The organism is Tepidiphilus sp. J10, from assembly GCF_006980785.1.
GTDB lineage: Bacteria > Pseudomonadota > Gammaproteobacteria > Burkholderiales > Rhodocyclaceae > Tepidiphilus > Tepidiphilus olei.
This window is the reverse complement of the sequence record NZ_SBHP01000005.1, coordinates 126239-150928: the sequence shown is the minus strand read 5'-3', so window position 1 is coordinate 150928 and position 24690 is coordinate 126239. Positions and strand designations below refer to the sequence as shown.

Sequence of the window (24690 nt, the reverse complement as noted above, 5' to 3'; positions counted from 1 at the left end):
CGACACGCATCGCCATGATGGGCGTACTCCTTTCTCGAAGTCATGGCGTCAGACCTACCGCCGCGCACTTTCTGCCAGAAGCGCTAAACGGAATTTACAGAAAGGATGGTACACAACCCTGGCCGATGTCGAAGAAGGTTTGGATTGACTCGGCAAGACGGGGCTGGTTGTTTTTGACCGCGAGCACATAGTTGGCGTCCTTGTCCCGCATCGCTCGGGCGATATTAGCGTGCGTGCCCATGGCATCGATGGTGACGATTGCTCCCTTGAGCATCAGAGTCTCCAGCAGAACCGGAATGGCCGTCAATTCGTTGGATTTCTCGGCACAGGCTTCCTGCCCCAGGACCAAGCCTGCCTGGGCGGCAAAGGCGCTCACCAAGTGTAGGGCCGAGCGCCCGGCGCTACGGCTACGCCGGCTGCTCTTGCCATCGATCGCGACGACCTCGCCTTCGGCCAGCGCCGGCAGCACCCCACCGACCCAGCGGCGAAAACTCTTCTCCAGTGCCCTGCGATCGAGTAGGCCAAAAAGGCGCCCCAACGTGTCGTGCGACGGGATCCCGTTCTCCAGCACCAGAAAGCGGCGCAGCCAGTCGATGCGCTCCTTGGCCCACGCCTCGATGCCGACGAAGTCATCGACCCCGCACAGCAGAGCGCATACCGAAATCACCAGCATCTCGACCAGATCGTGCTTCGCACGTCCCACAACGCGCGGATCCGGGATCTCCGAAAATACTTCGAGCAGCAACGAGCGGGATGGCTCGCCGTCTGCGTTTGTTTTCTCTGTCTTCATGCGCCGCCCCCAAAAAGACAGAAAACTACACGAATCAGGGCACTGTGAACAGACCCTCTGGGCAACCCCGTGGAGGTTAAAAACTATTTTTTAGACAGGACCCTTGGTTTGATGCGATTGCCCTGCGACATGCTCGGACGGATCCGTATCGAACGATTTCGACCTCTGCCCCTTGAATTACCCTCCACCCACCCCCATAATGACTCCACGATCACGAATCGGCGGAGCATGAGGTTATGACCGAAGGAACCAAACCCAAGCACGACACCCCGCAGGGCGGGGAACAAACTCCTCGGGAGAATCCCACCACGCCCGACCCCCAAGCGGATGCCGAAGTGATGCCCAGCCTCGAAGAGATGCTGCGCATCGCCGAGCAGAAGGCCGCCGAACACCACGACGCCTGGCTGCGGGCCAAGGCCGAAGCGGAGAACATCCGCCGCCGCGCCCAGGAAGAAATCGCCAAGGCGAGCAAGTTCGCCAGCGAGCGCTTTGCCGCCTCCATGCTGCCGGTCAAGGACAGCCTCGAGGCCGCGCTCGGCACGCCCAACCAGACGCTGGAAACCCTGCGCCAGGGCGTGGAGCTCACCCTGCGCCAGCTCGAGAATGCCTTCGAGAGCGCCAACGTGCGCCAGATCGATCCGCAGGGCGAAAAATTCGACCCCCACCTGCATCAGGCGGTGGGCATGCTCGAGAGCGACGCCGAACCCAACACCGTCGTGCAGGTGCTGCAGAAAGGCTACCTGCTGCACGACCGGGTCCTGCGGCCGGCGCTCGTCATGGTCGCCAAGCCCAAGTCCGAAGCGGCAAGCGCCGAAGGCGGCGACGGCAACGCCTCCTCTTGAAAAACCGCCGCCTCGCCGCCATCTGAACACCAACCGCATTCAAACGAGAGGAACGCATCATGGGAAAAATCATCGGTATCGACCTCGGCACCACCAATAGCTGCGTGGCCGTGATGGAAAACGGCAAGCCGAAGGTGATCGAGAACTCCGAGGGCGCACGCACCACGCCCTCGGTGGTCGCCTATCTCGAAGACGGCGAAATCCTGGTGGGTGCCCCGGCCAAACGCCAGGCCATCACCAACGCCGCCAACACCATCTACGCCGTCAAGCGCCTCATCGGCCGCAAGTTCGACGACCCGGAAGTGCAGAAGGACATCAAACTGATGCCCTACAAGATCGTACGCGCCGACAATGGCGACGCCTGGGTCGAAGTGCGCGGCAAGAAAATCTCGCCGCAGCAGGTCTCGGCCGAGATCCTGCGCAAGATGAAGAAGACCGCCGAAGACTACCTCGGCGAGGAAGTCACCGAAGCGGTCATCACGGTGCCGGCCTACTTCAACGACGCCCAGCGCCAGGCCACCAAGGATGCCGGTCGCATCGCCGGGCTCGACGTCAAGCGCATCATCAACGAACCCACCGCCGCGGCGCTCGCCTACGGCATGGACAAGAAACCGGGCGACTCCAAGATCGCCGTCTATGACCTCGGCGGCGGCACCTTCGACATCTCCATCATCGAGATCGCCGAAGTCGACGGCGAGCACCAATTCGAAGTGCTCTCCACCAACGGCGACACCTTCCTCGGCGGCGAAGACTTCGACAACCGCCTGATGGACTACATCGTCGACGAGTTCAAGAAGGAACAGGGCGTCGATCTCAAGAAAGACCCACTGGCGATGCAGCGGCTCAAGGAAGCAGCCGAAAAAGCCAAGATCGAGCTCTCCTCGAGCCAGCAGACCGAGGTGAACCTCCCCTACATCACCGCGGATGCGAGCGGCCCCAAACACCTCGCCATGAAGATCACCCGGGCGAAGTTCGAAGCGCTCGTCGACGACCTCATCGAGAAGACGCTCGAACCCTGCCGCATCGCCCTCAAGGACGCCGGGCTCAAAGTCTCGGACATCGACGACGTCATCCTCGTCGGCGGTCAGACCCGCATGCCCAAGGTGCAGCAAAAGGTCAAGGAATTCTTCGGCAAGGAGCCGCGGCGCGACGTCAACCCCGACGAAGCCGTCGCCATCGGTGCCGCCATCCAGGCCGGCGTGTTGCAAGGCGAAGTCAAGGACGTGCTGCTCCTGGACGTCACGCCCCTGTCGCTGGGCATCGAGACGCTCGGTGGCGTGATGACCAAGCTCATCCCGAAGAACACCACCATCCCGACCAAGGCGACGCAGGTCTTCTCCACCGCCGAGGACAATCAAACGGCCGTCACCATCCGCGTCTTCCAGGGCGAGCGGGAACTGGCGCGCGACAACAAACTGCTCGGGGAATTCAACCTCGAGGGGATTCCGCCCGCGCCGCGCGGCGTGCCGCAGATCGAGGTCACCTTCGACATCGACGCCAACGGCATCCTGCACGTGTCGGCCCGCGACAAAGCCACCGGCAAGGAGAACAAGATCACCATCAAGGCGAACTCCGGTCTCACCGAAGAGCAGATCCAGCAGATGATCCGCGACGCCGAAGCGCACGCAGAGGAAGACCGCCGCATGCGCGAGCTGATCGAGGCGCGCAACCAGTGCGATGCACTCATCCACTCGGTGCGCAAGAGCCTCGAAGAGCTCGGCGACAAGGTGAAGGCCGACGACAAGGAAAAAATCGAAGCGGCCATCAAGGAAGCCGAAGAAGCGATGAAATCCGACGACAAGGGTAAAATCGAGGCCGCGATGCGCAAGCTCGGGCAGGCGAGCGCCGAGATGTCCCAGCATCTCTATGGTGCTGGTGAAGCAGGTGCTGCGCCCGGTGGTGCGGGAACGTCCGCGGGACAACGCGCCGGCGACAGCGACGTGGTCGACGCCGAGTTCACCGAGGTCAAGGACGACAAGAAACACTGATCGGCCCTGCCCCGCACCCTGAAAGCCGAGCCCGCGCCGGACACTCCCGGCCCGGGCTCGGCTGCGTCATGACCCCACACTGGCGAGACGATGACACAAAAAGATTATTACGCGATCCTCGAAGTGAGCCGCGAAGCGACGGCGGCCGAGATCAAAAAAGCCTACCGGCGTCTGGCGATGAAATACCATCCGGACCGCAATCCGGGCGACAAGGCGGCCGAAGAGAAATTCAAGGAAATCCAGCGCGCCTACGACGTGCTGAGCGACGAGCAAAAGCGCGCCGCCTACGATCGCTACGGGCATGCCGGCGTAGATGGAGCCGCGGCCGGCGCCGGGGCAGCCGGGTTCGACGACTTCGCCGAAGCCTTCTCCGACATCTTCGGCGATCTCTTCGGCGGTAGCCGGCGCGGCCGCTCCCAGGTCTATCGCGGCGCCGATCTGCGCTACCAGCTCGAGATCTCGCTCGAAGAGGCCGCGCACGGCACCACCAAGACCATCCGCATTCCCACGGCCGAGACCTGCGACACCTGCCACGGCACCGGCGCGCGCCCCGGTACGCAGCCGCGGGTGTGCCCCACCTGCGGCGGCATCGGCCAAGTGCGCATGCAGCAGGGATTCTTCTCCATCCAGCAGACCTGCCCCGAATGCCATGGCAGCGGCAGTATCGTCGCCGACCCCTGCCCGGACTGCGGCGGCGCGGGGCGGGTGCGGCGCACGCGCACGCTGGAAGTGAAGATCCCGGCCGGCATCGACACCGGCATGCGCCTGCGCCAGAGCGGCTACGGCGAGGCGGGCATCAACGGCGGTCCGCCGGGCGATCTCTACGTCGAGATCCGCATCAAGCCCCACCCCATTTTCCAGCGCGAGGGCGACGATCTGCACTGCGAGATGCCCATCTCCATCACCACGGCCGCGCTGGGCGGCGAGATCGACGTTCCCACGCTCGATGGCATCGCCAAGTTGCGCATTCCCCCGGGCACGCAGACGGGCAAGGTCTTCCGCCTGCGCGGCAAGGGCATCCGCAACGTGCGCAACCAGGGCGTGGGCGACCTGCTCTGCCACGTGGTGGTAGAAACGCCGGTCAATCTCACCGAGCGGCAGAAAGAGCTCTTGCGCGAATTCGAAGAGATCGCCCATGAAAACGCCGAACGGCACAACCCGCGCAGCAAATCCTGGTTCGACCGCATGCGCGAATTCTTCACCGGTGAAGCACAATGAACGCGGAGCACACGAAAAAATCCTGCAACCGGCCACGGAACGCGGCGTGCGCGGTGTAAAAAGTGCGATCCACCACATCGACGGCACGTGCATTCGGAAAACGGAAAACGCCGTCATGCACCCGCGCGCCAGGCCGTACGCATCGTCTTACCCTATCCCAGGAATCCGTCCATGCCGCAGACCTCCTCCATGAACCGGGTGCGCCGTGCCCTGCTCACGGCGCTTCTCGCCTGCACCTTCCCCACCCTTTCCTTCGCTCAAGGAGCCCAAGCCGTGCAAGTCAAACTCACCACCAACCGCGGTGACATCGTGCTCGAACTCGATCCCGTCAAAGCCCCCAAGACGGTGGAGAATTTTCTCGCCTACGTCGAGAGCGGCCACTACGACGGCACCATTTTTCATCGCGTCATCGACGGATTCATGATCCAGGGCGGCGGGCTCACCGCCGACATGAAGCAGAAACCGACACGCGCGCCGATTCCCAATGAAGCCGACAACGGCCTCAAGAACCGGCGCGGCACCGTCGCCATGGCCCGCACTCAGGACCCGAATTCGGCCACGGCGCAATTCTTCATCAACGTCGCCGACAATGACTTCCTCGACTACCGTGCCCCCACCACCCAGGGTTGGGGCTACTGCGTCTTCGGCAAGGTCGTGCAGGGCATGGACGTGGTCGACGCCATCAAGTCGGTGAAGACCGGCACCGTCGGTCCTTGGCGAGACGTACCGCTCGAACCGGTGGTGATCGAGCACGCCGAGGTGCTGCGATGACGGCGCTGCCGGCATTCGAGGCGCCGCGCCTGCGCCTGCCGCGCGCCGCGTTCGTCTCCGACCTGCACCTCGACATCGATCGTGACACACCGCGCCTGCACGCCTTCTGCGAATGGCTCGCCCAGCGCCCGGCAGAAGAGCCCGTCTTCCTCCTGGGCGACATCTTCGAATTCTGGATCGGCGACGACTGGACGCACCCGGTGATGGAATCCCTCGTCGCCGCCTGCGCCGCGGCCCGCGCACGCGGCGTCTCGTTCCACTTCCTTACCGGCAACCGCGATTTCCTCGTGGGCGAGACCTTTGCCGCGCGCGCCGGCTGGGCGATGCTGCCCGATCCGGTGGCCGTGGAGATCGCCGGGCGAGCCTTCGTGCTCACCCACGGCGACCTCCTATGTACCGACGATCACGCCTATCAAGCCTGGCGTGCCCAGGCGCGGCAACCGGCCGCCCAAGCCGCCTTCCTCGCCCAGCCGCTGCCGGCGCGCATCGCCTTCGCCCAGCGCTCACGCGAACAGAGCCGCGCCTACCAGGGCGCGCTGGAAGCGCCGATCGACGTCAATGAGGACGAGGTGCGCCGTTGGCTCGAAACCTACCCTTCAGCGGTGTTGCTCCATGGTCACACCCACCGCTGCGCCGTGCATCGTTACTCGATCGCCGACGAGCAGCGCGAGCGCTGGGTGCTGCCCGAATGGCACGACACCGCCCGCTGGCTGGAGATCGGCCCCGAAGGCGCCACTTGGCACGGCGTGACACCGGCCAGGGTCGAGCACCGTTGAGGATGCCATGCCGACGATCAGCCTCTTTTACGGCATCCTCATCAACATGTACTTTTTCGACGACGAGCGGCACAAACTTCCCCACATTCACGCAAGATACCAGGGGATGGAAGCCGCTTTCTCCATCCTCGACGGCTCATTGTTGAGCGGAGATTTCCCGGCAACGAAAGCCCGGCTCGTCCAAGCATGGATCGAAATCCATCGAGAGGATCTCTTGGCCGATTGGGAACTCGCCATCAACGGCCAAGCGCTTTTTCCCATCGACCCCTTGCGTTGAGGTTTTGCCATGGAATCGGTCGTCCGCGTCATCCCGCACGAGAACTTCACGCTCGAGCTCTGGTTCGACGACGGAAGTCATCGCCTCTTCGATGCCCGCCCCTATCTCGAACGTGGCATTTTTACCCGCCTGAAACGGTGGGACGAATTTCGGCTGGCCCACGTGGGGCTCGGCACCGTCTGCTGGCCTGGAGGACTGGACATCGCCCCGGAGACGCTCTACGACAAATCGGTGCCGCTCGCATCCGGGGAACCTCTGAATCTCGCCACCGGCTGAATCCTACCCCCCGATCGCGTCCAACCCGCGCGCGAGGTCGGCTTTCAGGTCTTCGACCTCTTCCAGGCCGACCGAGACGCGCAGCAGGTCTTCGCCCACGCCCATCGCCTGCCGCACTTCCGGGGCCAGCCGCCCGTGCGTGGTGCTCGCCGGGTGCGTGATGGTGGATTTGACGTCGCCGAGGTTGCCGGTGATGGAGAATATCCGGGTGGAATCGATCACGCGCCAGGCCTCGCTGCGTCCGCCTCGCACGCGAAAACTCACCACACCGCCCCCCAGTTTCTGCTGGCGCCGCGCGAGCGCGTACTGCGGGTGGGATTCGAGCCAGGGATAGCGCACCTGCACCACGTTCGGATGCCCCTCGAGCCAGCGCGCGAGCGCGAGCGCCGCCTCACTCTGCGCCCGCACCCGCAGCGGCAGCGTTTCCAGGCTCTTCACCAGCACCCAGGCGTTGAAGGGCGAAAGGCTGGGCCCTGCCGTGCGCAGGAAGCGGTAGACCGAATCGACGAGCGAGCGGCTGCCGAGCACTGCCCCACCGAGCACCCGGCCCTGACCATCGAGGTATTTGGTGGCCGAATGGATGACCAGATCCGCCCCCAGGGCGAGCGGCTGCTGTCCGATGGGCGTGCAAAAGGTGTTATCGACCGCGAGCAAGGCACCGACCCGGTGTGCCCGTTCGGCAAGCGAGGCCAAATCGACGAGCTCCATGAGCGGGTTGCTGGGCGTCTCGCAGAAGACGAGCCGGGTGCGCGGGGTGAGCGCCGCCTCCAGTGCCGCGGCATCGCCCAGATCGACGAAGCGCGTGGTGATGCCAAAGCGCGGCAGGATCGCCGAGAAGAGCTGGTGCGTGGCGCCGAAGAGCCCCTGGCCGGCCACGATCTCCTCGCCCTGGGAGACGAAAGTCATGGCCGCGCACAGGATCGCCGCCATGCCCGAGGCGGCGGCGATGCAGGATTCGGCCCCTTCGAGGCTTGCGAGCCGCTCCTGGAACATGCTCACCGTCGGGTTGGTAAAGCGGCTATAGGTATAGCCCTCTTCCTGCTCGAGGAAGCGCGCCGCCGCTTGCGCTGCGTCGGCGAAAACGAAACTCGAAGTGAGATAGAGCCCTTCGGCATGCTCGCCGAATTGGCTACGCAGCACGCCATCGCGCACCGCGCGCGTGCCCAGGCCCTTGTCGTCGTTCATGACCGTCCTTTCATGCGTCCTGGTCGAGGGGCAGGTTGAGATCGAGCTGGGCCGCTCCCTCGCTGTCTTCGCGCTCGGACAGAGCAGCCGGTGCGTCGCCGCGCCGTTCGATCCGTTCGAGGTATTCGGGCGTGACGTCGCCCGTGATGTAGCGGCCGTCGAAGCAGGAAGACTCGAAACGCCGGATCGCCGGATTGACGCTTTGGATGGCGCGTTTGAGGTCTTCGAGTTCCTGATAGAGCAGCCCGTCGGCGCCGATCTGGCGGCGGACTTCTTCCTCGTCGCAGTAGGCGGCGATGAGCTCGCGGCGGCTCGGCATGTCGATCCCGTAGACGTTGGCGTAGCGCACGGGCGGAGCCGCCGAAGCGAGAAAGACTTCCACGGCACCGGCGTCGCGCGCCATCTGGATGATCTCGCGACTGGTGGTACCCCGCACGATGGAGTCGTCGACGAGCAACACGCGCTTACCGCGGAATTCCTGATGCACGGCGTTGAGCTTCTTGCGCACGGAATTCTTGCGCACCGTCTGCCCCGGCATGATGAAGGTGCGGCCGATGTAGCGGTTCTTGACGAACCCCTCGCGGTAGGGCAGCCCCAGGCGAGTAGCCATCTCCAACGCCGCCGGACGGCTGGAATCGGGAATGGGGATCACCACGTCGATGCGCGTGTGCGGAAAGCGGGTGCGGAAACGCTCGGCGAGGTATTCGCCCATCTTCACGCGCGCCTCATAGACCGACACCCCGTCGATCACCGAATCGGGGCGGGCCAGATAGACGAATTCGAAGAGACAGGGCGCGAGCAACGGGTCATCGGCGCACTGGCGCGCGCGCATCGTGCCGTCGATGCCGAAGAGGATCGCCTCGCCCGGCGCGACGTCGCGCACCAGCCGAAACCCCAGCGTATCGAGCGCGACCGACTCGGAAGCCACGAGCCACTCCGTCCCTGAAGGCGTGTCGTTGCGGCCGAAGACGAGCGGACGGATGCCGTAGGGGTCACGAAAGGCGAGCAGACCATAGCCCGCGATCATCACCACCACCGCATAGGCGCCGCGGCAGCGCCGATGCACCCCCCGCACCGCCGCGAATACCGCCTCGTCGTCGGGGCGCGCCCCCTTGGAGGCGGCCGCGAGCTCGTGGGCGAAGACGTTGAGCAGAATCTCGGAGTCGGAATTGGTGTTGATGTGACGCAAGTCGGTCTCGAAGATCTCTCGCTTGAGCGCCTCGCCGTTGGTGAGGTTGCCGTTGTGCGCGAGCAGCAGACCAAAAGGCGAATTGACGTAGAAGGGCTGCGCTTCGGCCGGATTGCAGGCATCGCCCGCCGTGGGGTAGCGCACGTGGCCGATACCCCAGTTGCCCACGAGACTGCGCATGTTGCGCGTGCGAAAGACGTCGCGCACCAGTCCCGGCCCCTTGTGCATGTAGAAGCGGTCGTCACTGCCGGTGGCGATGCCCGCCGCATCCTGCCCTCGGTGCTGCAGCACCATCAATCCATCATACAGGAGCTGGTTGACCGGCTGATGGGCAACCACCCCGAGGATTCCGCACATTCAAATGATCTCCCTAGGCAAAGGCAATTTCTCGATCAAGCCTCGCGGCAACCACGGCTCCAGGCGTTGCAAGGCTGCAACGATCCACGGCGCGGTGCTCGATTGTCGCCACCACGGGGCTTCCTGGACGCCGACCGCCAGCAGCGCCGCCGTACACAACAACACCACCGCCACACCTCGCACCACCCCGAAAACCGCACCGAACACGCGGTCTATCCCCCCTAGGCCGACGGCACGCAACAGTTCGCGCAGGGCGTAGCGCATCAGTGCCGCCAGCATGAACACGGCGAGAAAGATCGTGGCAAAGCCCAAGACGCGCTGCAACAAAGGATCACTGAACCAGCGCGCATAGAACACCTGACCGATCGGCCAACAGAACACCCACCCCAAGACGATCGCCACGACCCATGCCATCACCGACAGCAGCTCGGAGACGCCGCCACGCCAAGCGCCCACGAGCAGTGAAATACCGATCACTGCGACTACCGCGTAATCGAAACCGTTCATGGCGAGGCGACGTACACCACGCGAGGGCTCAAGTGTTGCTGCTCGGCGATCGCCTTGGCAGAATGGGCTTTGGATTCGTGCACGAAAGGACCGATGCGCACACGATACCAGCCATCGGCGCCGTTTTCGACGAAGGCTTCGAGCCCGGCAGCGCGCAGCTGCCCGGCCACCTGCTTCGCCTTGTTTCCATCGCGAAAAGCACCCGCCTGCACCACCCAATACCCAGGCAGCTTTTGTCCTGGTTTCAATACGCCCTCCAAGGCGGCGAGTGCACGCGCCTTTTCCTGCAAGGTATCGGATTTGACGGTTGGCACCGGACTGGATTCGGTCACCGGCTTGGGCGGCTCGGGCGGCGCAGTGGATCGAAGTGCCCCCCCCTCCGTTTGCGGGAGCGCAGGAGCGGATGTCGTCTGCTGCGACAGAGGATCTCGGGCGGAAGGAGGTTCTTGCCCGATCGGAGGCGTTGGCAGCGGGATGGACACCTCGGCGCGCTCGACTTCCGGCAGCCGAGAGGGTTCGGAAACACGTTCCGATATCGCATCGGGACTAGCCTCGGGCGGCGGCAAAGAATCGGGCGCTTGCTCGCGGGAAGGAATCCGTACCTCGACCGGATCCCTCGGTCCTCGAGGCTCCTGCTCCATCACCAGAGGCAGCGTGATGAGCGCGGCCAACAGCAGGACGAGGGCTCCGACGAAACGCCGCCGTATCCTGCGCAACCGCTCGAGAGTTTCTTCCTGGGTCGTCACCGTGCTTCCGTGTCCTGGACGTGCAGCGCACGCAGCGCATCGGCCACCGTGAGGAAAGAGCCGAACACGACGATTCTATCATCGTCCTTGGCCTGTGCCTTAGCCGCAGCAAGCGCCTCGGCCACCGAGGCGCACGTTTCCCGGGGCGCCACCCCCGCGGACTCCAACCTCGCGGCGAGCGCTTCGGCCGTGAGCGCGCGAGGTCCTGGCAGGCCGGCGGCAAACCACGCATCGACCCGGGGAGCGAGCACCCGTGCCACCCCTTCTACGTCCTTGTCGGCGAGCATGCCGACCACGGCCAAGGTGCAGCGGTACCCCGGCATCGCGGCGAGATTCTCGGCGAGCACCGCCGCGGCCTGGGGATTGTGCGCGACGTCGAGGATCACGCTCGGACGGCCCGGCAACACCTGAAAACGCCCCGGGAGTTCCACCGTCATCAAACCCTCGCGCACCGCCTGCATCGCCAGCGGCAGACGATCGCGCAGGCAGGTGAGCGCCATCAGCGCCGCGGAGGCGTTCATCAGCTGATTGACTCCGCGTAGCGCCGGATAGGGCAGACCGCCGCGGTTACCCGCCGTGCGCGACCACCAGCGCCACTGCTGGCGGTCGCCATCGTAGCCGAAGTCCACGCCGAGGCGGTAGAGCTCGGCACCGAGCGCGGCGGCCGTCTCCAGCACCGAGCGCGGCGGCACCGGATCGGCGACGATGGCCGGCCGGCCGGGGCGGAAGATACCGGCTTTTTCGCGCCCGATCGCCTCCCGGTCCGGCCCGAGCCAGGCTTGATGGTCGAGCGCCACGCCGGTGAGGATCGCAGCATCCGCATCGAACACGTTGGTCGCGTCCAGCCGCCCGCCCATGCCGACTTCCAAGATGATGGCATCGAGCGGTTCGCGGCAGAAGGCCACCCAGGCCGCCAGCGTGCCATGCTCGAAATAGGTGAGCGGCACGTCGCCGCGCGCCGCCTCTACCGCTTCGAAGGCGGCAAGCAGGGCTTCGTCGCCGATCGGCTGGCCGTCGAGGCGTACGCGCTCGTTGTAGCGCAAGAGGTGGGGTGAGGTGTAGCAGCCCACCCGATAGCCGCCGGCGCGCAGCATGGCTTCGAGCAGCGCACAGGTCGAGCCTTTGCCGTTGGTACCGGTCACCGTGATGACGAACGCATCGTGGGTAAAAGGCAGACGCTCGCGCACCGCCCGCACCCGCTCGAGCCCCAGGGCGATCACGTGGCTCGCCGCGCGCGCTTCGAGCTGCGCCAGCCAGCGATCCAGGGCGGAGGTCTGCGTCATGCCACCTCGTGCGGGCGCAGCCCCAGCAGGGAGAAGGTGCGCGCGAGCCACGGCCGCAGCCGACGCCGGTCGACGATGGCATCCAATGCGCCTTTCTCCAGCAGAAACTCGGCGCGCTGAAACCCTTCCGGCAACGTTTGGCGCACCGTCTGCTCGATGACGCGCGGCCCGGCAAAACCGATGAGCGCTCCGGGTTCGGCCACGACCACGTCCCCCATGAAAGCGAAACTGGCCGACACGCCCCCCATCGTCGGGTCGGTGAGCACCGAGACGAAGGGCAGCCGCGCCTGGGCGAGCTGCGTGAGCGCGGCATTGGTCTTGGCCATCTGCATGAGCGACAGCACCCCTTCCTGCATGCGCGCGCCGCCGCTCGCCGCGATGCACACGAAACCGCAGCGATGTTCGATGGCGTGGCGTACCCCACGCACGAAGCGCTCACCCACGACCGAACCCATGGAGCCGCCCATGAATTCGAACTCGAAGCAGGCCGCCACCACCGGCAGGGTCTCGAGACGCCCGGCGAGCACGATGAGCGCCTCGCTCTCGCCCGTGGCCTTGGTCGCCTCCTTGAGTCGGTCGGTGTAGCGTTTGCTGTCCTTGAATTTCAACGCATCCACCGGCCGTACTTCAGCGCCGATCTCCACTCGCCCTTCGGGGTCGAGCAGCGCCTCGAGCCGGGCACGGGCGCGGATGCGATGGTGATGGCCGCATTTGGGACAGACGCGCAACTCGCGATCGAGGTCGGCGGCATAGAGCACCTCGTCGCAGGCTTCGCACTTGGTCCACAACCCCTCGGGGACGTTGTGGCGCGCGCCGCTCACTTCACGCCGGATACGCGGCGGCAGGATCTTGTCGAGCCAGCTCATCGAGTCACCCCTTCATCGAGCGTCCGGCGGATCGGACGCAGAAATGATTCCACCCGGCGGCACGCCTCGTCGGCATCCGATGCGCCTTCCAGGGTTTCGAGCAGCCGGCTGCCGATGACCACCGCGTCGGCCACGGCGCCGATCTCGGCGGCCGTTTGGGCATCCCGGATGCCAAACCCCACGGCGATGGGCAGGCCCGTGCGTTCGCGCAAACCGGGAATGCGCGCGAGCACCGAGGCGACGTCGAGTGAGCCCGCTCCCGTCACACCGGTGAGCGAGACGTAATAGACGTACCCGCCGCCGAGCCGCGCCACCTCGTCGGCCCGCTCTGGTCTGGAAGTGGGCGCGAGCAGAAAGATCGGATGCAGTCCTGCTTCGCGCAACCGCGCGGCGAACGGTTCGGCCTCCTGCGGCGGATAATCGACGGTGAGCACGCCGTCGACGCCGGCTTCGCGCGCCGCCTCCACGAAACGCGCCTCACCCATCGCCTCGATCGGATTGGCGTAGCCCATCAGCACCACGGGCGTATCGGCATCTGTGCGGCGAAAGTCGCGCACCAAGTCGAGCACCCGAGCAAGCGTCATACCCTGTGCCAAAGCCCGTTCGCTCGCACGCTGGATGGTCGGCCCATCGGCCATGGGGTCGGAGAAAGGGATCCCCAGTTCGATCAGGTCGGCGCCGGCGCGCACCAACGCCGGCAAGAGCGCCCGCGTTGTTTCGACCGAGGGAAAACCCGCCGTCACGAAAGGGATGAGCGCCTTGCGCCCCTGCTCGCGCAGGCGGGCGAAGGTACGATCGATACGGTTCATGGGACGCTCCTCGTTCACCAGCGAATGCCCGAGCGTTCGGCCACGGTGTGCATGTCCTTGTCGCCACGCCCCGAGAGGTTGACGAGCAGCACCGTCTCGCGCGGCAGGCTCGGCGCGAGCTTGGCCGCGTAGGCGAGCGCGTGCGAGGATTCGAGCGCGGGGATGATGCCTTCGTAACGGCACAGCGCGTGGAAGGCCGCCAGCGCCTCGTCGTCGGTCACGGCCACGTACTCGGCGCGCCCCAGATCCTTGAGGAGCGCATGCTCCGGCCCCACGCCGGGATAGTCCAGACCGGCGGAGATGGAATGCGTCTCGCGGATCTGGCCGTGCTCGTCCTGCAGCAGGTAGGTGCGATTGCCGTGCAGCACGCCGGGACGACCGGCCACGAGCGTGGCCGCGTGCCGCCCCGTTTCGACCCCCTCACCGGCCGCCTCCACCCCGATCAGACGCACCGATTCGTGCTCCAGATAGGGGTAGAAGATCCCGATGGCGTTGGAACCCCCGCCGACACAAGCGATCACGTAGTCGGGCTGACGGCCGATGAGCTCGGGCATCTGCCACAGGCATTCCTTGCCGATGACGGACTGAAAGTCGCGCACCATCTCCGGATAGGGATGCGGCCCGGCCACGGTGCCGAGGATGTAGAAGGTGTCATGGACGTTGGTGACCCAGTCGCGCATGGCCTCGTTGAGGGCATCCTTGAGCGTGCGCGAACCGGAGGAGACCGGCACCACTTCGGCCCCCAGCAGCTTCATGCGATAGACGTTGGCCGCCTGCCGGTGCACGTCCTCCTCGCCCATATAGACGATGCAGCGCATGCCGTAGCGCGCCGCCACCGTAGCGGTGGCCACGCCGTGCTGCCCCGCGCCGGTCTCGGCGATCACGCGCGGTTTGCCCATGCGCCGGGCGAGCAGCGCCTGGCCGATGCAGTTGTTGATCTTGTGCGCGCCGGTGTGGTTCAGGTCCTCGCGCTTGAGGTAGATCTGAGCCCCGCCCAACGTCTCCGACCAGCGTTTGGCGTGGTAGATGGGGCTGGGCCGGCCGACGTAGTGTTTGAGCTCATCCTCGAACTCGGCACGAAAAGACGCGTCGCGCTTGGCCTCCTCATAGGCCTGGGCGAGCGCCTCGAGCGCCGGCACGAGCGTCTCGGCCACGTAGACGCCTCCGTAGGGACCGAAATGGCCCCGGGCATCCGGGTAGTGATAATCCATCAGCGCATTCCTTGGGTCATGGCGGCGAAGAACGCCGCCATCCTCTGCGGGCATTTGATCCCTTTGGCTGCCTCGACCCCGCTCGAGACGTCGACGGCCCACGGCCGCACCCGGGCGATCGCCTCGGCCACCGTCTCGGGCGTAAGGCCCCCGGCGAGCACCACCGGGCGCGGCAGCCCGGGCGGGATCAGGTTCCAGTCGAAGGCACGGCCGCTGCCGCCCCAAACGGCGGAGTCGGCATCGAGCAGCAGCCCCTTCGCGTCGGGATAGCATCGCGCCAATTCTAGCAGATCGAGCCCCGGGCGCACCCGCAGCGCCTTGAGATAAGGCCGAGCGAAACGCCGGCACAACTCGGGCGGCTCGTCGCCGTGGAACTGCAGCAGATCGAGCGGCACACGCTCGAGCACCGCTTCCACCTCGTCCGGTGCCGGATTGACGAAGAGCCCCACCGTGGTGACGAAAGGAGGCACTTCGGCGAGCAGGGCTTCGGCCTGCGTGGGCGTCACCGCCCGGGGGCTGGGCGGATAGAAGACGAAACCGAGCGCATCGGCGCCCAAACGGCACGCCTCGCGCACGTCTTCGGGCCGCGTCAGGCCGCAGATCTTCACCCGTACGCGCCAGGTAGGATTATGGGACATCCGTTTCCTCGTATAGACCGAATTCGGGTCGGCGCACGATACGCTCGGGCAGCCCCAAACCCGGAGGATACTCGACGCCGCAGAAATAGAGCCCGGCGGCAGCGAACGTGGGGGCGGCAAGCGCACGCTCGCGCCGTTCGAGCACTTCGCCGACCCATTCAGGCGGGAAACGCCCTTTGCCCACGTAGACGAGGGCGCCGACGAGATTGCGCACCATGTGATGCAGGAAGGCATCGGCGTGCGCATCGAAATGCAGGAAGGGACCGCGGCGCGTGATCTCGAGACGATGGAGCGTCTTCACGGGCGAGCGCGCCTGGCATTGGGCGGCACGAAAGGCCGAGAAGTCATGCGTACCGAGAAAGAGCGCCGCAGCCGCGCGCATCGGTTCGAGCGCGAGCGGCCGCATCTCCCAGCCGACCAGGCCGGCGAGCGCTGCCGGGCGCACCGGCGCGTTGTAGAGTACGTAGCGGTAGTGGCGGGAAGTGGCGCGATAGCGCGCGTGAAACGCCTCGGATACGGACCAAGCCGCCCGTACGGCGACGTCTTCGGGCAAACGGGCATTCACCCCCCGCACCCAGGCAGAGGCGGGACGTTCGGCCGAAGTATCGAAATGCACCACCTGGGCAAGCGCATGAACCCCCGCATCGGTGCGGCCTGCGCAATGCAGACGGACGGGGTGAGCGGCAAGTGCAGAGACCGCCGCTTCCAGCACTCCCTGCACCGTGCGCCCACCCGCCTGCGTCTGCCAGCCGTGAAAGCCTTGCCCGGCGTATTCGACGAGCAATGCCCAGCGCATTACCTCACCTCTGCCGGCAATGGGCGGTCATGCCTTGCCTGCCTGGATCCTGTCCATGAGCTGCTGCGCCGTCGCACGTTGCGCCTCGCTACCGTCGCGTAGCACTTCTTCGAGCAGCTCGCGCGCTCCTTCGAGGTCACCCATCTCGAGATACGCCTGTGCGAGCTGAAGCCGGGTGGCATGATCTTCACCACTACCTTCTGCTGCAAACCGTTCGAGGTCGATGTCCATGACATCGGTGGGAGGACCGGACTCGGCGATTTTCTGTGCTTCCGCCGTAGCCGGAGCAGACAGGGACTCCGCTCCGTCCTCGGCCAGAGAGCGAGTGGGTTCTTCCGATTCGGGGGAGACTTCGGCCAGATCGAAGTCGATTTCGTCCAGCATTTCTTTCAGATCGCCGACCCCCGTGCTTGGCGAATCCGTCGCATCGGGTTTCGCGCCGGCTTTTTGCACTTGCACTTCATCTTCTTCGAGGATCAGCTCCGGAAAATCGCTCGCTTCTTCTTTCTCGGCAGCCGCCGTACGATCACTTTTCGTTGTCTGCGATTCGTCGAGGGACACGTTTTCCGTCGACTTCGTCTGCTCCGGTTCCGCGACGGGGAGTTCGAGATCGAACTCGAGGAGATCGCCCCCCCCTCCAGCTGGCGGGGTCTTTTCGGGCGCAGCATAGGCGGGCGACACGGGCTCTTCCGCCATCCGTTGGCTCAACTTGTCCAAGTCGAAATCGAGTTCGACGAATTCCTGCGCCGAATCCGGGCGTGTCGTCTCGAAGGATTCGCCCGTCTCGGCAGGGACGGCGGCCGAGGGCTCGGAGCGGACGTCGGGACGAGCCGGCCCGGACGCAGCGGCGACTCCGCCCACCCCCCCTGCCTCGGGGAAAGATCCGCGAGGCGGAATTTCCGTTTTCGGTCCCTCATGGGCGAGCACCGAGGCAAAACGTTCGTCGTCTGGCCAAGCCCGTTTGCCGATACTCAATGCCATGTCCCAATCCGCCCCCTGCTCTCCGCTCAATTCGGACAGAGTGCGCAGATACTGGTCGAATTTGGCTCGATCGCCCCGCTTCGCGTAGACCTCGAGCAGCTTCAGGTAAATCGCCGGGCGCCGGGGCGTTTGCTTGAGGGCATCGAGCAAGATCTCCTCGGCCTGAGGATCGCGTCCATAAGCAAGATAGACCTCTGCCTCCGCAACGGGGTCGACCCCTTCGTCGGCATGCAGGGCGTTGAAAGCCACCTGGGTGAAATCGGTCCCGAGAATGCTGGAGGTGTCGATGTTCTGGCCTGAGGTGACGGCACGGCCAGACTCGGTGGCCGGGCCGGAATGCTCCAGGGTCGAAGCGGCTGCGGCTGCCGACAGGGTCGGGGCGTGCAGCGGCTCGGGTGCAGGCGCAGGAAGCGCTTGCGCTTCGCGTCTGCGGCGATAAGCCGACCATCCCAGGGCCGCAGCCAAGGCAGCGAGCGCCCCGCCAAACCAGGGCAAGATACTCGACAACATCGAGCCTTGTTCGGCTTCTGTCATTCGTTCGACTTGCGCCTGCATCCGAGCCAAGGAGGCATTCTGCGTTTCGATAAGCTTTTGCAGCCGCGCAATTTCGGCTTCGAGCCTGACGATGCGCTCGTTCGCCTCACCGAGCGCCGCCTCCGAGGCCGCTAACGTCTCCTGCAAAGCCGACACCTCGGGCGAAGGCGGTGCAGACGTCTCCCCATCGGCCATCGGCTCAGGGCTCGCGCCTACTTTCAGACGATCCTCGGGCTCAGCCGCTGAACCCTGCCCGAGGTCTTCGCGCGCCACGACCACCCCTCTGTCCACCCGCTCCTCGAGCCCACCTGGTGCCTGCTGGGTGCTTTCTTGGGCTGCAACCGGCGCCGCCCGCCGGGCTTGGGAACGCAACAGCGCACGGGCCTCAGCCAAGGAGATCTGCCGTATTTCTTCGGCCGACGGGGTCCTCAACGTAACCCCGGCCTTGAGCCGATTGACGTCGCCTCCGATGAAGGCATCTGGATTGGCCCGCCATAACGCCACCAGCGTTTGTTCCGGTGAAGTTCCGGCAGGCGCCACCTGACGGGCGATCCCGTAGAGCGTCTCTCCGGGGCGAACGGTCCATCGATCGGGTTGCCTCTGCGTGACGGGGGCACCCCGACCGGGTTCGAGGGCGATATCTCTACCAGCGGCCGAAACGGGGCGAGCCGGTGCGGCAACCTCGGGTGGGTCGAGCAAGATGGGGAATTCGCGAACGAGGCGTCCACTGCTCCAACTCATGTCGAGCAGCACGTTGACGAAGGGCTCCCGAACGGGCACACGACTGGAGAGGACGATTTTTGCGCGCGATCCATCCCGGACCAATTTTGCGTCGATTTGCTGCACGAGGTTGCTATAGGGCACACCGACCTGGCGAAAATAATCGGGATCCGCGATGCGCGCCGACAGAGAGCGCAACTCTTCAGGGGTGGCCCGAACGGTGATTTCCGCCCGCAGCGGCTCACCCAAGCGAGAACGCACGACGAGCTCGCCGAATCCCGCACTCCAGGCATTTCCCCACAAAGCGCCCAACAACAGGGCCAAGGGCACCTGCTTTGCTCGTTTCATTTTTTGCGCTCCCTCATCAGCATCGAATCTCGACCGTGAATCCCTAGCCCTGCAACAGGATCCGCAGCATTCGGCGCAACGGCTCGGCCGCCCCCCACAGGAGTTGGTCGCCTACCGTAAACGCCCCCAGATACTCCGGCCCCATGGCGAGCTTGTGCAAACGCCCGATGGGTACCGTCAACGTCCCCGACACGGCCGCCGGCGTGAGCTCGCGCTCGCTCGCCTCGCGCTCGTTCGGTACCACTTTCACCCACTCGTTGGCCCCGGCGATGATCGCCTCGATCTCGTCGAGCGGTACGTCGCGTTTGAGCTTGACCGTCAGCCCCTGCGAATGACAGCGCATGGCGCCGATGCGCACGCACAAGCCGTCGATGGGAATCGAGCCCGGCGTGCGGAAAGGCGGTTTGCCGAGGATCTTGTTGCACTCGGCCCCACCTTTCCATTCCTCTTTCGACTGTCCATGCTCGACCGGCACGTCGATCCAGGGAATGAGACTGCCGGCGAGCGGCACACCGCGAAAATTCTTGGTGGGAAAATCGGGCGAGCGCATCGCCGCCGTCACCTTACGGTCGATCTCCAAAATGGCAGAGGCCGGATCGGCAAGCTCGGCAGCCACCGCCTGATGGAGCCGCCCCATCTGCTCGAGCAGTTCGCGCATGTTCTGCGCTCCGGCACCGGAGGCCGCCTGGTAGGTCATCGAGGAGACCCACTCGATGAGCTCCTCGCGGAACAGCCCCCCAAGGGCCATCAGCATGAGCGAGACGGTGCAATTGCCGCCGATCCAATCGCGCCCGTCCTTGGCGAGCGCCGCATCGATCACCGGGCGATTGACCGGATCGAGGACGATCACCGTGTGCGGTTCCATGCGCAGGGCGCTCGCCGCATCGATCCAATGCCCTTTCCAGCCGGCTGCGCGCAGCTTGGGATAGACGGCCTTGGTGTAGTCGCCACCCTGGCAGGTGAGGATGATGTCCATCCGGGCGAGCGTTTCCAGGTCGTAGGCATCCTGGAGCGGCTCGGCCGGAGTCACGCCGCCGAAGCTCGGGGCGGGTTTGCCCGCGGCCGAAGTGGAAAAATAGACCGGCTCGAAGAGGGCGAAATCCTTCTCTTCTTCCATGCGCTGCATCAGGACGGAACCGACCATCCCACGCCAACCGACCAATCCGACTCGTTGTTGCATTGCCATTCTCTATTCCTCGTCTCGTTTTTCTGTCATTACAGCGCCGCGACCACCGCGTCGCCCATCTCGGCGGTGCCGACGAGCCGCGTACCGGGCTCGAAGATGTCGCGCGTGCGCAGCCCTTGCGCGAGCACGGTGCGCACGGCGCTTTCGATGCGCGCGGCCGCGTCTTCCCAGCCGAAGCTGTGGCGCAGCATCATCGCCGCCGACAAAATGGTGGCGAGCGGGTTGGCCACGCCTTGCCCGGCGATGTCCGGCGCCGAACCGTGACAGGGCTCGTAGAGCCCCTTGCCCTGCTCGTCGAGTGAGGCCGAGGGCAGCATGCCGATGGAACCGGTGAGCATGGCCGCCTCGTCCGAGAGGATATCGCCGAACATATTGCCGGTGACGATCACGTCGAACTGTTTGGGCGCGCGCACGAGTTGCATCGCGGCGTTGTCGACGAGCATGTGCGTGAGGCTCACGTCGGGATACTCCGGCGCGAGCTCGTTCATCACGTCGCGCCACAACTGGGTGGTCTCGAGCACGTTCATCTTGTCGACCGAGCACAGCTTCTTGCCGCGGCGGCGGGCGGTTTCGAAAGCCACGCGGCCGATGCGGCGGATCTCGCTTTCGCGATAGATCATGGTGTTGAACCCGACCCGCTCGCCGTCGCGCACCTCGATGCCGCGCGGCTCGCCGAAATAAATATCCCCGGTGAGCTCCCGCACGATGACGAGGTCTAGCCCCGAGACGATTTCGGGTTTCAGGGAAGAAGCCGAGGCCAGCTCGGGGAAGAGCACGGCCGGGCGCAGGTTGGCAAACAACCCCAGATCTTTGCGGATCCCCAAAAGCCCCCGCTCGGGACGCTGGGCACGCGGCAGCTCGTCCCACTTCGGCCCGCCCACGGCACCGAGCAGTACCGCGTCGGCCCGCCGCGCCGCCGAACGCGTTTCCTCGGGGTAAGGCTCGCCGGTGGCGTCGATCGCCGCGCCGCCCAGGAGGGCGTATTCATACTCGAGCGGCAGGGAGAGGGCGTCGAGCACTTTCACCGCCTCGGCGACGATCTCCGGGCCGATGCCGTCGCCCGGAAGCACGCAGATTCGTTTCTTCATGCCGCGGACTCCTCGACGAAGTAATAGGGATGGCGCGCGCGATAGGCTGCTTCGAAGCGGCGGATCTCGTCGGCGTGGCGCAGCGTGAGCGCGATGTCGTCCCAGCCGTTGAGCAGACACTCCTTGCGGAAGGGGTCGATCTCGAAGGAGATCACCCGCCCTTCGGGCGTGGTGATGGTCTGCGACGGCAGATCGATCACCAGACGGTAGCCGGGCGTGGCCTCGCACTCGCGAAAGAGCCGATCGACTTCCTCGGCCGGCAGCACGATGGGCAAGAGCCCATTCTTGAAGCAGTTGTTGTAGAAGATGTCGGCGAAGCTGGGGCCGATCAGCGCGCGGAAACCATAATCGAGCAAAGCCCAGGGCGCGTGCTCGCGCGAGCTGCCGCAGCCGAAGTTCTCGCGCACGAGCAGGATCTGCGCTCCCTCGTAGCGCGGCTGGTTGAGCACGAAATCGGGATTCTTCGGCCGTTTGCTGCAGTCCATCCCCGGCTCACCGTGGTCGAGGTAGCGCCACTCGTCGAAGAGGTAGGGGCCGAAGCCGCTGCGGTGGATGGACTTGAGAAATTGCTTGGGAATGATGGCGTCGGTGTCGACGTTGGCCCGATCGAGCGGAGCGACCAGACCATCGAGGCGGATGAATTGTTCCATGTCTTTGTCTCTCTCGGGTTTCAGACGGCGGCCGGCAGCAGTTCGCGCACGTCGACGAAGTGTCCGGCGATGGCGGCAGCGGCGGCCATGGCCGGGCTCACGAGGTGGGTACGGCCACCCGCGCCCTGACGGCCTTCGAAGTTGCGGTTGGAGGTCGAGGCGCAGCGCTCGCCCGGCTCGAGCCGATCGGCGTTCATCGCCAGGCACATGGAGCAGCCCGGGTCGCGCCATTCGAATCCGGCCTCCAGAAAAATGCGGTGTAGCCCCTCTTCCTCGGCCTGTTTCTTCACCAGACCCGAACCGGGTACCACCAGCACGCGCTTGACGTTGGGCGCTTTCTTGCGCCCGCGCACGACGGCGGCGGCCGCGCGCAGATCCTCGATGCGGGAATTGGTGCACGAGCCGATGAAGACCTGATCCACCGGGATTTCGGTGATCGGCGTGCCCGGCTCCAGCCCCATGTAGGCGAGCGCCCGCTCGGCGGCGTCCCGCTTGACCGGATCGGCGAAAGCGGCCGGATCGGGCACCCGCCCTTCGATGTCGGTGACCATCTCCGGCGAAGTGCCCCAGGTGACCTGCGGTTTGAGTGTGGAGGCATCGAGCACCACCTCGCGATCGAACCGGGCATCGGCGTCGGACACCAGGGTACGCCAGTAGTCGACCGCCCGCTCCCACAGCTCGCCCTTGGGCGCGAGCGGCTTGCCGCGAAAGTAGTCGATGGTCTTATCGTCGACCGCGACCATGCCCACGCGCGCGCCGGCCTCGATCGCCATGTTGCACACCGTCATGCGCCCTTCCATGGAGAGCGAGCGGATCGCCTCACCGGCGAATTCGATGGCGTGCCCGGTGCCGCCGGCGGTGCCGATTCTCCCGATGATCGCCAGGATCACGTCCTTGGCGTAGACGCCCGGTGGCAGGCTGCCGTCGACGCGCACGCGCATGTTCTTGGCTTTCTTCTGGATGAGGCACTGGGTGGCGAGCACGTGCTCGACTTCGGAAGTGCCGATGCCGTGAGCGAGACAGGCAAAGGCCCCGTGCGTGGAGGTATGCGAATCGCCGCACACCACGGTCATCCCCGGCAGCGTCGCTCCGCTCTCCGGACCGATGACGTGCACGATGCCCTGACGCGGGTCACGAAAGGGAAAGTAACGCAGCGCCCCGAAGGCACGGATGTTCTGGTCGAGGGTGACGACTTGCTCGCGCGAGACGGGATCGCGGATCTCGCTCTCGCCGGGGTCGGTGGGGACGTTGTGATCGGCCGTGGCGACGACGGAAGCCGTTCGCCAGGGCTTGCGTCCTGCCAAACGCAGCCCTTCGAACGCCTGGGGGCTCGTTACCTCATGGATCAGGTGGCGATCGATGTAGATGAGGGCCGTGCCATCGGGCTCTTGGCGCACCAGATGCGCGTTCCACAATTTGTCATACAACGTCTTGGCGTTCATCGAAGGTTCTCTCCGGGTCGAGCGCGCCCATGGCGCGCAATTATTTCACAACCTCGTCATCGACGCTAGCACCGTGGCGTAGCGCGATGACAACGAAGCCCATTCCGGACAGTGCAAACGCACTGCCGAGGGTATAGGTCCACTCTGGCCCCAGGGCCGACCAAGACCAGCCGGACACCATGGCTCCCAGCATTCCGCCGGCCCCGAAGGACAAGCTGCCATAGAGCGCCTGGCCGCGCGCAAGCAAGGGGCCGGGAAACCACTGCCGCAGCAAGTGCACGTTCGCGCCGTGGAACACGCCGAACGTGGCCGCGTGCAACAGTTGCGCCAACACCACGACCACCGGCCAGGCTCCGCCCCATCCGATTGCGAGGAAACGTACCACGGCCGCACCGTAGGCAACGAACAAGAGCGTGCGCACGGTAAAACGTCGCAGTAGTCCAGGCAAAGCCCAGAATAACACGATCTCGGAAGCCACACCCAGCGCCCAGAGCGCGCCGATTGCCTCCTTACCGTACCCCAAGCGATCGAGGTGCATGGAATAGAAAACATACAGCGGCCCATGCGCTGCCGACATGGCGAAAGATGCGAGCAGAAAAGCCGTCACCTCACGACGCGCCAACACGGTACGCCATGGCGGCAAGGTCCGGACCAAAACTCGCGTCGGAGTGGGTTCTGGCAAGGCGAAGGCCATCAAGACCCCGCCGGCCAGTGCCGCCGCCAACCATACCGGTAACGTCTCCACGCCGTCTCGCTCGAGCCAATGACCGAGACCGAGCACCGCGACGATGAAACCGATCGAACCCCACAGCCGGATCCGCGCATAGCGGTGTGCCTCTTCGCGCAAGTGCGCGAAAGTGAGCGCCTCGAACACCGGCAGCGCTCCACTCCAACAAAAACCGATCACTGCCACGGCGGGTAACACCCAGCGCGGCTCACTGGCCACCAAGAACACGCCCCCGGCCGCGAGCGCCATCACGGCCGCCCGACGCAACAGAGCGACATGGCCCACCCCTCGTTCCAAGGGCAGAGACCACAAGGGAGGCGCAAGCACGCGCATGGCTTGCATCAGCGCCATCGCGGCAGCGATCGCGCCGGCCGTCCAACCGAGCGCGGCGAGGTAGAGAGAAAAATAAGGGGCAAAAATACCCAGGAAGGCGAAATAGCTCAGGTTATAGAGCGACAAGCGCCAATAAGGCAATGCCTCCCGTTGCAC

The 24690-nt window shown here is 65.3% G+C and carries 23 protein-coding genes and 1 pseudogene; 7 read left to right on the top strand and 17 right to left on the bottom strand.

Annotated features, from left to right (window positions below):
- Positions 1 to 124: 124 nt before the first annotated feature.
- A pseudogene (locus tag EPD81_RS08310) lies at positions 125 to 790 on the bottom strand (ISAs1 family transposase); the annotation flags it as partial.
- Positions 791 to 1026: 236 nt separating this feature from the next.
- Between EPD81_RS08310 and grpE the strand changes: the two are divergent.
- The 7 genes from grpE to EPD81_RS08275 all read left to right on the top strand — a co-directional run bounded on the left by grpE (position 1027) and on the right by EPD81_RS08275 (position 6938).
- Positions 1027 to 1632, top strand: coding sequence for a nucleotide exchange factor GrpE (gene grpE, locus EPD81_RS08305; protein WP_142804971.1), 606 nt, complete (start codon positions 1027 to 1029; stop codon positions 1630 to 1632).
- 59 nt (positions 1633 to 1691) lie between these two features.
- A complete protein-coding gene (gene dnaK / locus EPD81_RS08300) occupies positions 1692 to 3620 on the top strand; it encodes a molecular chaperone DnaK (RefSeq protein WP_142804970.1) in 1929 nt (642 codons plus the stop codon).
- A gap of 90 nt (positions 3621 to 3710) precedes the next feature.
- A complete protein-coding gene (gene dnaJ, locus EPD81_RS08295; protein ID WP_142804969.1) occupies positions 3711 to 4838 on the top strand; it encodes a molecular chaperone DnaJ in 1128 nt (375 codons plus the stop codon).
- A gap of 171 nt (positions 4839 to 5009) precedes the next feature.
- Entirely contained in the window at positions 5010 to 5609 is a 600-nt protein-coding gene (locus EPD81_RS08290) for a peptidylprolyl isomerase (RefSeq protein WP_255446502.1), read from the top strand.
- Positions 5606 to 6385 carry a UDP-2,3-diacylglucosamine diphosphatase gene (locus EPD81_RS08285; protein WP_142804968.1) on the top strand — a complete coding sequence of 260 codons (780 nt, stop codon included), beginning with the start codon at positions 5606 to 5608 and terminating at the stop codon, positions 6383 to 6385. The genes EPD81_RS08290 and EPD81_RS08285 overlap by 4 nt, the downstream gene beginning before the upstream one ends.
- A 7-nt stretch (positions 6386 to 6392) precedes the next feature.
- Positions 6393 to 6662 (top strand): DUF4160 domain-containing protein, encoded by a 270-nt coding sequence (locus EPD81_RS08280; RefSeq protein WP_142804967.1) that lies wholly within the window; start codon positions 6393 to 6395, stop codon positions 6660 to 6662.
- A 9-nt stretch (positions 6663 to 6671) separates the two neighbouring features.
- Complete coding sequence (locus EPD81_RS08275; RefSeq protein ID WP_055422667.1) at positions 6672 to 6938, top strand: DUF2442 domain-containing protein; 267 nt, start codon at positions 6672 to 6674, stop codon at positions 6936 to 6938.
- A 3-nt stretch (positions 6939 to 6941) separates the two neighbouring features.
- On the opposite strand, the gene EPD81_RS08270 is transcribed toward EPD81_RS08275, so the two are convergent.
- From EPD81_RS08270 to EPD81_RS08195, 16 genes are read right to left on the bottom strand one after another with little or no spacing between them, the layout of a single operon-like run.
- The gene (locus EPD81_RS08270; RefSeq protein ID WP_142804966.1) at positions 6942 to 8123 is read right to left on the bottom strand and encodes an O-succinylhomoserine sulfhydrylase; all 1182 of its coding nucleotides are present in this window, start codon (positions 8121 to 8123) and stop codon (positions 6942 to 6944) included.
- 10 nt (positions 8124 to 8133) lie between these two features.
- Positions 8134 to 9669 (bottom strand): amidophosphoribosyltransferase, encoded by a 1536-nt coding sequence (gene purF / locus EPD81_RS08265; protein ID WP_142804965.1) that lies wholly within the window; start codon positions 9667 to 9669, stop codon positions 8134 to 8136.
- On the bottom strand, positions 9670 to 10176 hold the full coding sequence (locus tag EPD81_RS08260) for a CvpA family protein (RefSeq protein ID WP_142804964.1): 507 nt from the start codon (positions 10174 to 10176) through the stop codon (positions 9670 to 9672).
- Positions 10173 to 10922: an SPOR domain-containing protein gene (locus EPD81_RS08255; RefSeq protein ID WP_142804963.1), complete on the bottom strand. Its 750-nt coding sequence runs from the start codon at positions 10920 to 10922 to the stop codon at positions 10173 to 10175. The genes EPD81_RS08260 and EPD81_RS08255 overlap by 4 nt, the downstream gene beginning before the upstream one ends.
- On the bottom strand, positions 10919 to 12205 hold the full coding sequence (gene folC, locus EPD81_RS08250; protein WP_142804962.1) for a bifunctional tetrahydrofolate synthase/dihydrofolate synthase: 1287 nt from the start codon (positions 12203 to 12205) through the stop codon (positions 10919 to 10921). Before folC ends, EPD81_RS08255 begins: the two co-directional genes overlap by 4 nt.
- Entirely contained in the window at positions 12202 to 13071 is an 870-nt protein-coding gene (gene accD, locus EPD81_RS08245; RefSeq protein ID WP_142804961.1) for an acetyl-CoA carboxylase, carboxyltransferase subunit beta, read from the bottom strand. The genes folC and accD overlap by 4 nt, the downstream gene beginning before the upstream one ends.
- The gene (trpA, locus tag EPD81_RS08240) at positions 13068 to 13880 is read right to left on the bottom strand and encodes a tryptophan synthase subunit alpha (protein WP_142804960.1); all 813 of its coding nucleotides are present in this window, start codon (positions 13878 to 13880) and stop codon (positions 13068 to 13070) included. The genes accD and trpA overlap by 4 nt, the downstream gene beginning before the upstream one ends.
- 14 nt (positions 13881 to 13894) lie before the next feature.
- A complete protein-coding gene (gene trpB, locus EPD81_RS08235; RefSeq protein WP_142804959.1) occupies positions 13895 to 15091 on the bottom strand; it encodes a tryptophan synthase subunit beta in 1197 nt (398 codons plus the stop codon).
- Entirely contained in the window at positions 15091 to 15729 is a 639-nt protein-coding gene (locus tag EPD81_RS08230) for a phosphoribosylanthranilate isomerase (RefSeq protein WP_142804958.1), read from the bottom strand. Before EPD81_RS08230 ends, trpB begins: the two co-directional genes overlap by 1 nt.
- Positions 15719 to 16525, bottom strand: a complete 807-nt coding sequence (truA, locus tag EPD81_RS08225) for a tRNA pseudouridine(38-40) synthase TruA (protein WP_142804957.1) — start codon at positions 16523 to 16525, stop codon at positions 15719 to 15721. Before truA ends, EPD81_RS08230 begins: the two co-directional genes overlap by 11 nt.
- Before the next feature lie 27 nt (positions 16526 to 16552).
- Entirely contained in the window at positions 16553 to 19108 is a 2556-nt protein-coding gene (locus tag EPD81_RS08220) for a FimV/HubP family polar landmark protein (protein WP_142804956.1), read from the bottom strand.
- A 43-nt stretch (positions 19109 to 19151) separates the two neighbouring features.
- Positions 19152 to 20294 (bottom strand): aspartate-semialdehyde dehydrogenase, encoded by a 1143-nt coding sequence (gene asd / locus EPD81_RS08215; RefSeq protein ID WP_185955401.1) that lies wholly within the window; start codon positions 20292 to 20294, stop codon positions 19152 to 19154.
- Between the two features lie 29 nt (positions 20295 to 20323).
- Entirely contained in the window at positions 20324 to 21382 is a 1059-nt protein-coding gene (leuB, locus tag EPD81_RS08210) for a 3-isopropylmalate dehydrogenase (protein ID WP_142804955.1), read from the bottom strand.
- Positions 21379 to 22032 carry a 3-isopropylmalate dehydratase small subunit gene (leuD, locus tag EPD81_RS08205; protein WP_142804954.1) on the bottom strand — a complete coding sequence of 218 codons (654 nt, stop codon included), beginning with the start codon at positions 22030 to 22032 and terminating at the stop codon, positions 21379 to 21381. Before leuD ends, leuB begins: the two co-directional genes overlap by 4 nt.
- Positions 22033 to 22052: 20 nt before the next feature.
- The gene (gene leuC / locus EPD81_RS08200) at positions 22053 to 23474 is read right to left on the bottom strand and encodes a 3-isopropylmalate dehydratase large subunit (protein ID WP_142804953.1); all 1422 of its coding nucleotides are present in this window, start codon (positions 23472 to 23474) and stop codon (positions 22053 to 22055) included.
- A 40-nt stretch (positions 23475 to 23514) separates the two neighbouring features.
- Positions 23515 to 24675: an MFS transporter gene (locus EPD81_RS08195; protein WP_142804952.1), complete on the bottom strand. Its 1161-nt coding sequence runs from the start codon at positions 24673 to 24675 to the stop codon at positions 23515 to 23517.
- Positions 24676 to 24690 lie beyond the last annotated feature (15 nt).